Below are 14,211 nucleotides of genomic sequence, written 5' to 3'. Positions count from 1 at the left end.
AATGATGGCTTACTCGACGTTGAACACCAGCGGGCGAGCCTGGCGGATTGCCGGGTTTGCCGTCAGCTGCGCAAGCACATCTTCCGAAACAGGCGCATCGACATAAAGCAGTGCGATGGCATCACCGGCTTCCTTCTCGCGACCGAGCTGGAAGTTGGCGATGTTGACGCCGGCATTACCAAGCGTCGTGCCCATGAAGCCGATCATGCCGGGAACGTCGGTGTTGGAGATGTAGACCATGTTGGCGCCGACATCGGCGTCCATGTTGATGCCCTTGATCTGGATGAAGCGCGGCTTGCCATCCGAGAACACGGTACCGGCAACCGAACGGGTCTGCTTGTCGGTCTTGACCGTCAGCTTGATGTAACCGTCGTAAACGCCGGTCTTGTCACGCTTGACTTCGGAAAGGACGATGCCCTTTTCCTTGATCATGATCGGCGCCGAAACCATGTTGACGTCGGACACCTGGTTGCGGATCAGGCCGGCCAGCAAGGCAGACGTCAATGCGCGCGTATTCATGTTGGCCGTCTGGCCATCGAACAGAATTTCGATTTCCTTGATCGGATCATCCGAAACCTGGCCGACGAAGGCACCGAGAACGTCGGCGAGACGAATGAACGGCTTCAGGATCGGCGCTTCTTCGGCGGTGATCGACGGCATGTTGATGGCGTTGGATACGGCGCCCTTGACGAGGTAATCCGACATCTGTTCGGCGACCTGAAGGGCAACGTTCTCCTGCGCTTCCGTGGTCGAAGCACCAAGATGCGGCGTGCAGACGACGTTCGGCAGGCCGAAGAGCGGGCTCTCGGTGGCAGGCTCGACTTCGAACACGTCAAAACCGGCACCGGCGACATGACCGGACTTGATGGCTTCGGCAAGCGCTGCCTCATCGACGAGACCGCCGCGGGCGCAGTTGATGATGCGAACGCCGGGTTTCGTCTTGGCGAGGTTTTCCTTGCCCAGAATGCCGCGGGTCTTGTCGGTCATCGGCACATGCAGTGTGATGAAGTCGGCACGCGGCAGCAGTTCGTCCAGTTCCACTTTCTCGACGCCCATTTCCTGTGCACGCTCGGCAGACAGGAAGGGGTCATAGGCAATCACGTTCATGCCAAGGCCAATGGCCTTCTTGCAGACGATGCCTCCGATATTGCCGGCGCCGATGACGCCGAGCGTCTTGCCGGTGATTTCGACACCCATGAACTTCGACTTTTCCCACTTGCCGGCCTGGGTCGATGCGTCGGCCTGCGGCAGCTGGCGGGCAACGGCGAACATCAACGCGATGGCGTGTTCCGCCGTCGTGATCGAGTTGCCGAACGGGGTGTTCATGACGATGATACCGCGCTTGGAAGCGGCCGGGATATCGACGTTGTCGACGCCTATACCGGCGCGGCCGATGACCTTCAGATTGGTCGCAGCAGCGATCAGCTTTTCGGTCGCCTTGGTGGCCGAGCGAATGGCGAGACCATCATAATTGCCGATGATTTCGGCCAGCTTGTCTTTGTCCTTGCCGAGTTTCGGCTGGAAATCGACTTCAACGCCGCGATCGCGGAAGATCTGGACGGCGGTTTCCGACAGTTCGTCGGATACAAGTACGCGAGGTGCCATGGTCTGGGCTCCTGATAAAGGGTTCAGTCTCTGAATGCGGGATGAAACGGTGCCACATTCCATGGCACCGGAAATCGGATCAGGCAGCGGCCTTGTTGAGCGCAGCCTTCTGCGTTTCGAACGCATAGGCCAGCCACGGCATCAAGGCCTTCATGTCTGCCTCATCGATCGTGGCGCCGGCCCAGATGCGCAGACCGGACGGAGCATCGCGGTAAGCGCCGACGTCGAGAGCGACGCCTTCCTTCTCGAGGATCGAGGTCACGCCCTTGGCGAATGCGGCCTGCGCGTCGGCGTCGAGAGCCGCGACTTCGGCATCGACGATCTTCAGGCAGACGGAGGTGTTGGAGCGGGTCTCGTCGAGCTGCGCCAGATTGGCAATCCAATCATTGGCAGCAACGAAATCGAAGATGACCTTGGCATTGGCGTCAGCGCGGGCGATCAGGCCTTTAAGGCCGCCGACCGTCTTTGCCCAATTCAGCGCATCAATATAATCCTCGACGCAGAGCATCGACGGCGTGTTGATGGTTTCGCCCTTGAAGATGCCTTCGGAAAGCTTGCCGCCCGAGGTCATGCGGAAAATTTTCGGCAACGGCCAGGCCGGGACATAAGTCGTCAGGCGTTCGACAGCGCGCGGCGACAGAATGATCATGCCGTGACCGCCCTCACCGCCGAGAACCTTCTGCCAGGAGAAGGTGACGACGTCGAGCTTGGCGAAATCCAGATCCTGCGCAAAGGCGGCGGATGTGGCGTCGCAGATAGTCAGACCCTTGCGATCTGCAGGAATAAAGTCGGCGTTCGGAACGCGGACACCAGACGTCGTGCCGTTCCAGGTGAAGACGACGTCACGGTCGAAATCGACTTCATTGAGGTTCGGAAGGAGACCGTAATCGGCCTCGAACTTGCGAACATCCTTGAGCTTCAGCTGCTTGACGACATCTGTGACCCAGCCGGCACCAAAGCTTTCCCAGGCAAGCATGTCGACGCCGCGCTCGCCGAGCAGCGACCAGAGCGCCATTTCGACGGCACCGGTATCGGATGCAGGAACGATGCCAATGCGGTAATCCGCTGGTACGTTCAGAATTTCGCGGGTGAGATTGATGGCCTGTGCCAGCTTGTCCTTGCCAACCTTGGCGCGGTGCGAACGACCGAGCGGGGCATCGGAAAGCGCTTCAAGCGACCAACCAGGACGCTTGGCGCAAGGGCCAGAAGAAAAATGAGTATTATCCGGACGCACATCCGGCTTCGCGGCGACATTGGCCATATAGATACCCTTCCAGGTAATTAGCCTCTCGTTGGGGAGAGGTGTCCCGCCGTCGTGGATATATTTCCCTGCTTTCACAGTCAAGCGGGTCATTTCGTCGCTTGAAGAAAATCTTCGTCGCAAATGCCGTGATCACATCGACAGGCAGGCAAAAACGCAAAAAGCCGCCCGAAGGCGGCTTTGGCAACATGCGCTGATCTTACTTGTAGACGATCGGCTGAGGTTCAGGCTCGTAAGTCGCCTGTTCACAATTGTTGTTGAACATGTAGCGGGCGCCGACGCGGGCTTCGTGACTGTAGATGCCCTTGTCGCGGCCTGGACCGCCTGAATTGGCGTAACCGAACATGTTGCCGCCGTCGATGTAACGGAAGCGATAGCCAACATCCGCCTTGAGATTACAGGTGACGTCGATCGTGGCACCTGCCATCAGGGCAGCGGTCGCACGCCATTTACCCTTGCCATCGTGATCCGACGAGGGATCGCAATCCGTCGGGTCGGTGACCGAGCAGGAGGTGTTCCGCAGCTTGTCCCACTTCACGTATGAAGCGCCGAAGCCAGCACCGACATATGGCGTGAAATAGGCGTAGGTGCCGAGATCGACATAGACGTTGGCCATCAGGCTGTAGGCCGAGAAGGATGAACGATCGTCCGAGACGCAATTGCCCGGGATCGTGCCGCAGCCGCCGGAAGTCGAACCGCGGAAATCGGTCTTCGACAGGTAGTCGAGCGTCAGGTCGGTGCGGAGATAGTTGTTGATCTGGTAACCGACGCCGCCGCCGATCAGGAAGCTGTCATCGATATCCGTGGATTCGAAATCCACCTCGTTTGCCGAGGAACCGCCCTGGTAGAAGTTTGCGCCACGCAGCCGGTTGAACGAATATCCCACATCGCCACGCAGATACCAGCCGCTCGCTTCCTGCACCGTGACTTCCGGTGCGTCCATGAGCGGTGCGGGCTGGGGCTGGTAGAGATCTGCCGACTGGGCAACGCCAGCCGACAGCATGGCGGCAGCAACCGTCGCTGCAAGGCGCATCTTCATGTTCGCTTCTCCAAGCTTCATCATGCATGGCGTGCCACCTGCACGACCACCTTATTTGGCATGGAGAATGAATGATAAAGGTTAAGCCCCACTTAACCATAGATGTTTACCGATATGCTTCGTTACGCGACAGAAGCGTTACTTGGCGCTTCACGCAAAGTTCAGCATCCCAGTGATGGAGCCGATGTTCTTTTCCGGCGTTGACATGCTCAACACGAAAGGACCGGCCTTGAAGCATTTGAAAGACGATGCGGGCAAATCGATCGTAAACACAGTCGATGTCCCCCGCCCCATCTCCGAGCATGGCACCATTGGAAATATGCGCACGATCGCACTCGTCGCCAAGGATTGCACGATCGATTACCTGTGCTGGCCGAATCTTGACAGCCCGAGCGTCTTCGCCTCCCTGCTTGATCCGGAAAAGGGCGGCGCATTCGAACTGACGCCGCAGATCGAGGGCGCCCGTCGCCTGCAGATGTATGTCCCGGAAAGCAATGTCCTTCTGACCCGCTGGCTCGGCACGAGCAACAGTGCCGAGATCGTCGATTTCATGCCGCTGCCGCACGGCCCGGATGAGCCTTCATCACTCGTGAGGCGCGTCACCGTCACGCGAGGAAAGGTCGCGTTCAAACTGAAGTGCTGGCCGCGATTCGACTACGCCCGAAGCACGCCGAAGGTAAAGACCGGAAAAGGCCATGTCTTCTTTCATTGCGGCGACTTCACCCTCCGCCTGTCGGGTGCAGTAGATTTTCATACCAGGCAAGGAGCCGCGTTTGCGGAGTTTACCTTGCAGGGTGGGGAAACCATCGACTTTACGCTGGATGGTGATGAAACACGCCATGCGCCGAATACGGAAGCCATCGACGCTCTCCTTGAGGAGACGACCGGCTACTGGCAGGGCTGGGCAAAGAAATCGACCTATCGCGGCCGCTGGCGCTCATCTGTCACTCGGTCCGCTCTCGCGCTGAAGATGCTGACCTCGGCCGAATATGGCTCTATCGCCGCGGCAGGAACGTTCGGTTTGCCGGAAGCTCCGGGGGGCGAGCGCAATTGGGATTACCGCGCCACATGGATCCGCGACGCTTCCTTCTCGATCTACGCCCTGATGCGGCTCGGCTATCTGGATGAAGCCAATGCCTTCGGCCGCTGGATCAGCGAACGGACCGACCGCTCCGACGGCAATGTGCAGATCATGTATAATCTCGACGGCTCAAGGGTCGCACGTGAAGAATCACTGGATCATCTCTCCGGATATGGAGGTGCCAGACCCGTGAGGATCGGCAATGACGCCGCCGGCCAGGTGCAGCTCGATATCTACGGTGAACTGCTCGACTCCATCTATATCAGCAACAAATATGGCGGCTCCATCTCGCACGAGAACTGGCTGAACGTCCGCAACGTCGTCGATCATGTCTGCGAGGTCTGGCAGGAACCCGATGCTGGAATATGGGAAGCGCGCAGTGAACCGCAGGAACACCTGCATTCCCGGCTTATGTGTTGGGTCGCCGTCGATCGCGCTTTGCGCCTTGCACAGAAACGTTCGCTTGCCGCTCCTTTCGGCAAGTGGATCGAGGCCCGCAATGCGATTACAGAAGACATCTGGGCGAACTTCTGGAACGAAAAGCATGGTCACTTTGTCCATGCCAAAGGCGGCGAGGAACTGGATGCCTCGATGCTGATGATGCCGCTTGTCCGCTTCATTAGCGCCACCGATCCCAAATGGCTGGCGACGCTCGACGCGATCTCCCGCGAACTCGCCGATGACAGCCTCGTCATGCGCTACAAATGGCAGGATGCACTGGAAGGGCGAGAAGGTTTTTTCGGCGCGTGCTCATTCTGGTTTGTCGAATGCCTGGCCCGTGCTGGCAGGCTTCAGGAGGCCGAGATCAATATGGAAAAGCTGCTGCTCTTCGGCAACCACCTGCAGCTTTATGCCGAAGAATTCGATCCGCGCGGGGAATTCCTCGGAAACTTCCCCCAGGCCCTCACCCATCTCGCCCTGATAAGCGCCGCCTTTTATCTCGACGGCGCTCTGGACGGCAAATTTCGGGAGTGGCGGCCTTAGCTGCCGGAAGCGTCAGGCCGCTTCCGACCTGACATTGCCGATCACGTCGATTAGACCATTGACGATCTTTTCGACCTGGGCGCGATCGTCACCTTCCGCCATCACCCGGATCAGCGGCTCGGTGCCGGACGGACGAATTACGAGACGGCCCTTGGAACCAAGTTCGGCTTCCGCATCGGCAATCGCCTGGCGGACGACACTGTCCTCAAGCGGCTTGCCGCCGGAGAAACGAACGTTCTTCAGAAGCTGCGGAACCGGCTCGAAGCGGCGGCAGACCTCACTGACAGGCCGCCCGAGCTTCTTCACGCAGGCGAGAATCTGAAGCGCAGCGACAAGACCGTCGCCCGTCGTGCCGAAATCCGACAGAACGATATGGCCGGACTGCTCGCCGCCGACGTTGAAATCGTGGTTACGCATGTGCTCGACGACATAGCGGTCACCGACCTTGGTGCGCGCAAGTGTCAGCCCGTTGTCGCCAAGGAAACGCTCAAGGCCCAGATTCGACATGACGGTGGCAACGATACCACCACCCGTCAGACGCTGGTCCTGTGCCCAGCTTTCAGCGATCACGGCCATCAGCTGGTCGCCGTCGATGATCTCGCCATTCTCGTCGACGATGATCACACGGTCCGCATCGCCATCCAGCGCGATACCGATATCGGCGCGCACTTCATGCACCTTCTTCTGCAGCGCTTCCGGGCTGGTCGATCCGCAGCCGAGATTGATGTTGGTGCCATTCGGCTCGTTGCCGATCGTCACGACATCCGCGCCGAGTTCCCAAAGAGCCAGAGGAGCGACCTTGTAAGCCGCACCGTTGGCGCAATCGATGGCGATCCGAAGACCATGAAGCGTCACGTCACGCGGCAGTGTGCGCTTGGCCTGCTCGATATAGCGATAGATATCACCCTCGACGCGCTTCGCCCGGCCGATATCGGCGGATTTGGCAAGCTGGGCATGCAGATCGCTGTCGAGCAGATCCTCGATGCGCATCTCCAACTCGTCGGAAAGCTTGTAGCCATCCGGGCCGAAGAGCTTGATGCCATTGTCCTCGAAAGGATTATGCGAAGCGGAGATCATCACACCGACATCCGCACGCAGCGAGCGCGTCAGCATGGCAACGGCGGGCGTCGGGATCGGGCCGAGCAGAAAAACGTCGAGGCCAGCAGCGGTAAAACCCGCCACCATGGCATTTTCCAGCATGTAACCCGAAAGGCGCGTGTCCTTGCCGATCACGACGCGGTGGCGGTGGCTGCCGTTGCGGAAGATCGTGCCCACTGCAATGCCGACCCGCATCGCCAGATCCGGCGTCATCGGAAAGACGTTCGAATGTCCGCGGATACCATCGGTACCAAAATAGCGGCGTGCCATGTAATCTCCTTCGTCGTCGCGCGATCGATGCGCTGCGGGCAGAATCAATTTAGCGCCCGCTGCCGCATCACTTCGGATCGGCGTATGTCTGGCTATTGCCACAGGCGAGTGGCGCAAGCACGTAAATTAGCGTCAAAGCCGATCATATCGCGTGACCGGATAAGTCATCGTTAACATAAAAGACCGCCGCAGACGGGTCCACGGCGGTCTTGTTAAGTAATGTGAGCGGCCTTAGTGCGGCTGTGGCTCAAGACCTGCTTCGGGTTCTCCACCCTTCGGCTCATCTTTCTTGCTACCAGTCGAGGGCACTGCCGAACCACGGCTTGGTGTCGAATCGTCACCGAGATCGCGCGCCGGCTTTTCGCCCCGAAGCAAAGCCTTGATCTCTTCGCCGGTCAGCGTCTCATACTCCAGCAGGCCTTCGGCGATCGCGACGAACCCGTCATGATGGTCGGTGAGGATCTGGCGTGCCTCGGTATACGCTTCATCTATGAGACGACGCACTTCCTGGTCGATCTTCTGGGCGGTTGCCTCCGAGACGTTCTTGGACTGCGAAACCGAGTGACCGAGGAAGACCTCCTGCTGGTTCTCACCATAGGCAACCTGACCGAGGATGTCGGAAAAGCCCCACTGGGTGACCATGGCGCGGGCAAGCTTGGTGGCCTGCTCGATATCCGATGATGCGCCAGACGTGATGTTTTCCTTGCCGAACGTCAGTTCTTCGGCAACGCGACCGCCCATCATGATGGTCAGGCGCGACACCATCCACTTGTAGCTCATCGAATAGCGGTCGCCTTCCGGTAACTGCATGACCATGCCGAGCGCACGGCCGCGCGGAATGATCGTCGCCTTGTGCAGCGGATCGGCAACCGCGACCTTGAGCGCCGTGATGGCGTGGCCGGCTTCGTGATAGGCGGTAAGCTTCTTTTCGGCTTCGGTCATGGCAGACGAGCGACGTTCCGCGCCCATCATGATCTTGTCCTTGGCGTCTTCGAATTCGGCCATGGTGACAAGACGCTTGTTACGGCGCGCAGCCATCAGGGCAGCTTCGTTGACGAGGTTCATCAGGTCGGCACCGGAGAAGCCGGGCGTACCACGAGCGAGAACCTTGAGATCGACATTCGGCGCCAAAGGCACGTTGCGAGCATGCACCTTGAGGATGCGCTCACGACCGACGATGTCCGGGTTCGGCACCACGACCTGGCGGTCGAAACGGCCCGGACGCAAGAGCGCCGGATCGAGAACGTCGGGACGGTTGGTAGCGGCGATCAGGATGATGCCTTCGTTTGCCTCAAAGCCGTCCATCTCGACCAGCAGCTGGTTGAGGGTCTGTTCGCGTTCGTCGTTACCGCCGCCAAGGCCTGCGCCACGATGGCGGCCGACGGCGTCGATTTCGTCGATGAAGATGATGCAAGGCGCATTCTTCTTCGCCTGTTCGAACATGTCGCGCACACGGGATGCACCGACACCGACGAACATTTCAACGAAGTCCGAACCGGAAATGGTGAAGAACGGCACATTCGCTTCGCCGGCAACAGAACGGGCGAGCAGCGTCTTACCGGTACCCGGAGGGCCGACAAGAAGAACGCCTCGCGGAATGCGACCGCCGAGGCGCTGGAACTTCTGCGGGTCACGCAGGAATTCAACGATTTCCTCAAGATCCTGCTTGGCCTCGTCGACACCGGCAACGTCTTCAAACGTCACACGGCCATGTGCCTCTGTCAGAAGCTTGGCCTTGGACTTGCCAAATCCCATTGCGCCGCGAGATCCACCCTGCATCTGGCGCATGAAGAACAACCAGACACCGAGGATGAGCAACATTGGCAGCAAGGTGCCGAGATAGCTCAGGAAACCTGAAGAACCGTCCGTTTCCGGCCGAGCGACGATGTTGACATTCTTCTCCTGCAAACGCGACATCAGCGAGTCGTCGATTACAGGCGAATACGTCTGGAAGCTCTGGCCATTTTCGGCAAGTGTACCCATGACACGGTTGCCCGTCACCACGACGTCGCGCACACGACCAGAATCCACGTCCTTAAGGAACTGCGAATAAGAAACTTCGCGGGAACTGGTTTGTGAAGGCGCCGTCTGGAACATGCTGAACAATGCGATCAGCAAGAGGGCTATGATAGCCCAGAGGGCAAAATTACGAAAGTTTGGGTTCATCGAACTCCCCGGACTGCCATTGCAGCCGCTGAAGCGGCCGCCTTTCTTGCGCATAACATAAGGTTGCGTTACGCCCTTGCCAAGGCAAGGCAGCCCTGCCGTTTAGCTTTTCCGCTCGAAAACCTTAATTGGAGCGGCGGGAAACTCATCACATCCGAACAAAAGCCCGAGTTCACCACCTAGAATAAGATCAAACTGCGGCAAAAAACGGTCATATGGGGCAAGAACCGGCTGGGCGATCACACTCTCTTTATCGATTTCGTTCAACGACGGAGGGTAGATTTCAATCTGCGGCATTACCCCAATGGCACGCATCGAGACAGCAGGAGGCGCATCGGGGAACATGACCATGGCCACGGCACGCTCCGAAACCCTCGGACCGACCTCGACAACCTGATCCGTCCGGTTGCTGATCCGGTAGCGGCCGTCCCAAATCCCGGTTGTTCCGCCCAGAATATTAACGGAAATCAGGTCGCGATTTTCGCGATGCATATAAAGGCCTTCCCGCCTCAGGTCGAAGATCACGCGCCCAGCCGTCATGCGCCCCATGCTGCGCCGATCAAGCATCGTCATGACGCGTTCCATTGCTGCTGCGGCCGGCAGGTGTTGGCGTCCACCGAGAATCGCAGCAAGGCTCGCCAGCAGATGCCGTAACGTCTCGGCATCCTCGTTGAGCGCTTCCGGAGCGAGCTGAGCGAGGACGCCGTGCACAACGGTCAGATGGCGGCGGGCAAGTCCGGCAGCCTCTTCGGCCAACTGGCTGCGGCGGCGAGCGGCTGGCTGGATGGTCTCCAGCGCCTGGGCGGAATGATCCGAAAGGTCCTGTCTCACCCGCACGCGCTCATAGTGTCGGTCGATATTGCTTGGATCGTCGATCCATCCCCTACCCGACCGGCGCAGGAATTCTCGTATGGCCTCGCGCCGCGTCGCAAGAAACGGGCGCAACAGCCAGCGGCGTCGATCGAGCAAAACGGCCTCCGCCATGCCCGCGAGCCCAAGATTGGCATTCGCCTCGCTGCGGACAGCCCGCATCGCGATCGTTTCCAGCTGGTCGTCCAGCGTGTGCCCGGTAACGATGATATCGGCTTCGAGCACATCGGCAGCCTCCATCAGCAGGAAATAACGCGCTTCCCTTGCTGCAGCAGAGATTCCGGACTTGGGCTTTTCGCCTGACCAGCGGAGGGTCCGGTGAGGGATAGACATTTCCTTGCATTGACGTGCCACAGCCTTGGCTTCGTCAGCAGATTCGCCCCTCAATTCGTGATCGATCGTTGCCGCGACAAGCTCATGTCGCGCTTCCTTATCGGCAGCAAGTGCAACGTGAAGCCCAAGAAGCAGGCCTATCGAATCGCTTCCCCCCGAGACCGCCACAAGAATACGGGTTGGCCTTACCAGACGCTCGAGAAGCGATTGTACCGCCTCCTGTGGTGAGATCGGCCAGCCTTGGACGACGGTCATCGCGCGGTTCGCTAGCAGCCGAGGCGCTTCTGCTCACTGCTGACTTTCGAAAGCACGGCCTTGGCAGCAGTTGGGTAACGGCGCGGCACTTCCTTAAGCGTCGCGCAGGCAGTCTCATTGTTATCCAGAGCCGCAAGCGACATGCCGAGCTTCAGAAGCATTTCCGGAGCCTTGGGCGATTTTCCGTATGTCTGGTGTGCATTGAGGAACGTCTTGGCAGCGTCGTTATACTTGGCCTGCGAATACTGCGCCTCGCCAAGCCAGAAATTGGCATCCGCAAGCCGAGTGCTCTTGGGATAGGAAGAGATGTAGGTGGAAAACTCCGTTTCGGCGAGCTGGTAATCGCCAGTCAGTACGTGATCATAAGCAATCTTGTAGGCATCGCTTTCACTGCCGAGCGACGCTGTTTTCTGAGGATCCTTGCCTGCACGAGGCGATCCCGTGTCGACCCCAGGAAGCGCGGATGAATTGCGGGCACTGTCGTTGCGGCTGGCGCCGACCGGATTACCGTTCTGATCAAACTCCATTGAGCCAAGCGTCGTTGGGGCCGGCGCGCTACTGCTCTGCTGACCACCTGTACCGATGTCGGATGGCGCCTCGATGGCGCGAGCGACATCATCACCTCCGGAAGACTGAGGCGGGGTGGATGAGGAAGGGCGGCTGGACGCCACGGCCGGTTGCCCGGTCGTGTCGCCCAAATCGCTTCTCTTCTTCTTTTCCAGCTCCTGGAAGCGGAATTCGTTATCTTCCTGCGTTTTGCGCAGTTGCTCCTGCATCTGCAGCAGCTGATAGCTCATTTCCTCGATCCGGCCGTTAAGCTGCCGGAGTTCTTCCTGGAGTTGCTGGTTACGAACGGCATCATTGCTCTGCGCCAGGATGATTTCGCCTTGTTCGGGCTTTGCCTGTTGCGGAGCGCTCTGCTCGCCCTGGAAGAGTTTCGGCAGAGACAGTTGAAATGCCCCGGCGGGGCCTGTCATTGCCGCCAGCCCTAGCATTGCTGCCAAGACAATTTTCTTCATGTCGTTCGTCCTGCTTCTCTGATTTGCGTCGGGATGACGCAAGACGGATTTTTCTTACCTGCCGGCAAAAAGCAACCAAGCCATCATTCAAAATCTAGGGAATCGGGGCCAAACTAAGGAAAAACAAAAAAGGTGGCCGAAAGACCACCTTTTCTAACGTAATTGTCATCTTCGCCGAGACCGAAGCCTCTACTGAGATTACATGCCGGCGCCACCGAGAACGGTAACAGCGCGACGATTCTGCGACCAGCAGGAGATGTCGTCACAAACGGCGACCGGACGTTCCTTACCGTAGGAGATCGTCTTCATGCGGTTTGCCGGAACGCCGCGCGATGCAAGATATTCCTTGGTGGCAGCGGCACGGCGTGCGCCGAGAGCCAGGTTGTATTCGCGGGTACCGCGTTCGTCGGCATGGCCTTCGACGGTGATCGCGTAGTTCGGGTAACGGCCGAGCCACTGAGCCTGACGGTCGAGCGTCTGCTGGGCGTCCGCGCGGATCGAGGTCGAGTCGGTATCGAAGAAGATACGGTCGCCAACGTTGACCGTGAAGTCCTGGGTCGAGCCGGGGGTTGCCGAGCCTGCACCGCCGAGGCCAAGTTCACCTGCGCTGTTGGGCAGGTTCTTCTTGTTGGCGCAGCCAGCAAGTGCGAGCGCCAGCGTGAGTGCGATGACGGCTGGATTGCGAGCGAGGGTCTGCATGCGGCTCATCGCCGGGGTATAAGTGCGGCTCATGGCCGATCTCTCCTTGGATCATGAAATTCAGAGTTGCCAGACTCTAACCTAATTGAGTTAACCATATTCAAATGGCTATGGTTAACCAAACCTTCCGGTGTCCCGTAACCGCCCCATTCTGCTGGGATTGGGGCGGAAAAGAGGCGAGGTCGCCTCACTCTTGATTGCACCTGTTCACACAACCTATTCCAAGAGCGGCGACCACGCCGGGTCGGAGCCGTAAGACGGCGTCTTGACCATCTGTTCATTGTAACCGGTCAGGTCGATCGAATAGAGCTGCGGACCACCGGCACCTGCTCCCTGGCGGAAGAACATCAGCACGCGGCCATTCGGCGCCCAGGTCGGACCTTCGTTGTGGAAGCCCGACGTCAGGATACGTTCGCCCGAACCGTCCGGCTTCATCACACCGATCGAGAATTTTCCGCCCGACTGTTTGGTGAAGGCGATCAGATCGCCGCGCGGCGACCAGACCGGTGTCGAATACGAACCGTCACCGAAGGAAATACGGTTCTGTCCCGAACCATCGGCGTTCATCACGTAGATCTGCTGACGGCCGCCACGGTCGCTTTCGAAAGTGATTCTCTGACCGTCCGGCGAATAGGAAGGTGCTGTATCGATTGCGGCCGTCGAGGTCAGGCGCGTCGTCGTTCGCGAGCGCAGGTCCATGGTATAGATATTGGCATTGCCTTCCTGCTGCAGGCTCATGATGACCTTCTGGCCATCGGGGGAGAAGCGCGGCGAGAACGTCATGCCCGGGAAATTGCCGACCACTTCGCGCTGTCCGGTTTCCAGCTGCAGCAGATAGACGCGCGGCTGATTGCCTTCAAACGACATGTAGGTGACTTCCTGACGGCTCGGCGAGAAGCGCGGCGTCAACACCAGGTCCTTGGTGTTGGTCAGCATGCGGACGTTGAAACCGTCCTGGTCCATGATCGCAAGCTGGCGCTGGCGGGCGGTCTTCGGACCGCTTTCCGAGACGAACACGACGCGGGTGTCGAAATAGCCCTTTTCACCGGTAATGCGCTCGTAGATCGCGTCGGCGATGATATGGGCGAGACGCCGCCAGTTGTCCGGCTGGGTGAAAAATTGCTGGCCGGTCATCTGCTGGCCGGCATAGGTATCCCACAGGCGAAACTCGGCGCGCAGACGGCCGTCGCCCTCACGGGTAACCCGGCCGACGACCAGCGCCTGGGCGTTGATCGCCGTCCAGTCCTGGAAACGCGGCGCCTTGTTCGGATCGGAGATCTTCTCGATGAAGGCCGCCTTGTTCACCGGAGCAAACAGGCCGGAGCGCTGCAGGTCGGCAGCGACCACCTGGGCGATCTGGGCACCGAGATCATTGTTGGACTGGAAGTCCGTGATCGCGATCGGCAATGGCTGGACATTGCCCTTGTTGATGTTGATTTCCACTGCGGCCTGTGCCGACGTGGAAAACGTCATCGCCATTCCGGCAATCGCCATCATGATACCGATGAGGGAATGTCTGATCATATCGCTA

At 59.1% G+C, this 14,211-nt stretch carries 10 protein-coding genes; 1 reads left to right on the top strand and 9 read right to left on the bottom strand.

All coding sequences use genetic code 11. From position 1 onward, the window contains the following. Window positions 1-9: 9 nt before the first annotated feature. The 3 genes from serA to MRBLMR1_RS02785 form a co-directional block, all read right to left on the bottom strand. The gene (gene serA / locus MRBLMR1_RS02795) at window positions 10-1,605 is read right to left on the bottom strand and encodes a phosphoglycerate dehydrogenase (protein WP_148145878.1); all 1,596 of its coding nucleotides are present in this window, start codon (window positions 1,603-1,605) and stop codon (window positions 10-12) included. 79 nt (window positions 1,606-1,684) lie between these two features. Then, window positions 1,685-2,866 (bottom strand): phosphoserine transaminase, encoded by a 1,182-nt coding sequence (locus MRBLMR1_RS02790; protein WP_148145953.1) that lies wholly within the window; start codon window positions 2,864-2,866, stop codon window positions 1,685-1,687. Window positions 2,867-3,065: 199 nt separating this feature from the next. Continuing rightward, a complete protein-coding gene (locus MRBLMR1_RS02785) occupies window positions 3,066-3,905 on the bottom strand; it encodes an outer membrane protein (protein WP_148145879.1) in 840 nt (279 codons plus the stop codon). A gap of 142 nt (window positions 3,906-4,047) precedes the next feature. Here MRBLMR1_RS02785 and MRBLMR1_RS02780 point away from each other — a divergent pair, with 142 nt between their 5' ends. Next, the gene (locus MRBLMR1_RS02780) at window positions 4,048-5,970 is read left to right on the top strand and encodes a glycoside hydrolase family 15 protein (protein ID WP_500063602.1); all 1,923 of its coding nucleotides are present in this window, start codon (window positions 4,048-4,050) and stop codon (window positions 5,968-5,970) included. A 12-nt stretch (window positions 5,971-5,982) separates the two neighbouring features. On the opposite strand, the gene glmM is transcribed toward MRBLMR1_RS02780, so the two are convergent. The 6 genes from glmM to tolB all read right to left on the bottom strand — a co-directional run bounded on the left by glmM (window position 5,983) and on the right by tolB (window position 14,204). After that, entirely contained in the window at window positions 5,983-7,338 is a 1,356-nt protein-coding gene (gene glmM / locus MRBLMR1_RS02775) for a phosphoglucosamine mutase (RefSeq protein WP_148145880.1), read from the bottom strand. A 231-nt stretch (window positions 7,339-7,569) separates the two neighbouring features. Beyond that, window positions 7,570-9,504, bottom strand: a complete 1,935-nt coding sequence (ftsH, locus tag MRBLMR1_RS02770) for an ATP-dependent zinc metalloprotease FtsH (protein WP_148145882.1) — start codon at window positions 9,502-9,504, stop codon at window positions 7,570-7,572. A gap of 102 nt (window positions 9,505-9,606) precedes the next feature. Further along, window positions 9,607-10,962: a tRNA lysidine(34) synthetase TilS gene (gene tilS / locus MRBLMR1_RS02765; RefSeq protein WP_148145884.1), complete on the bottom strand. Its 1,356-nt coding sequence runs from the start codon at window positions 10,960-10,962 to the stop codon at window positions 9,607-9,609. An 11-nt stretch (window positions 10,963-10,973) separates the two neighbouring features. Next, window positions 10,974-11,981, bottom strand: coding sequence for a tol-pal system protein YbgF (gene ybgF / locus MRBLMR1_RS02760; protein ID WP_148145886.1), 1,008 nt, complete (start codon window positions 11,979-11,981; stop codon window positions 10,974-10,976). A 198-nt stretch (window positions 11,982-12,179) separates the two neighbouring features. Next, the gene (pal, locus tag MRBLMR1_RS02755) at window positions 12,180-12,713 is read right to left on the bottom strand and encodes a peptidoglycan-associated lipoprotein Pal (RefSeq protein ID WP_148145888.1); all 534 of its coding nucleotides are present in this window, start codon (window positions 12,711-12,713) and stop codon (window positions 12,180-12,182) included. Between the two features lie 183 nt (window positions 12,714-12,896). Then, a complete protein-coding gene (gene tolB, locus MRBLMR1_RS02750; protein WP_148145889.1) occupies window positions 12,897-14,204 on the bottom strand; it encodes a Tol-Pal system beta propeller repeat protein TolB in 1,308 nt (435 codons plus the stop codon). Between the last annotated feature and the right edge of the window lie 7 nt (window positions 14,205-14,211).

It is taken from the genome of Neorhizobium sp. LMR1-1-1.1 (genome assembly GCF_040675795.1).
Taxonomy (GTDB): domain Bacteria; phylum Pseudomonadota; class Alphaproteobacteria; order Rhizobiales; family Rhizobiaceae; genus Neorhizobium; species Neorhizobium cellulosilyticum.
Note: the sequence above shows the minus strand (reverse complement) of the source record. Positions and strands in the feature narration are given on the sequence as shown.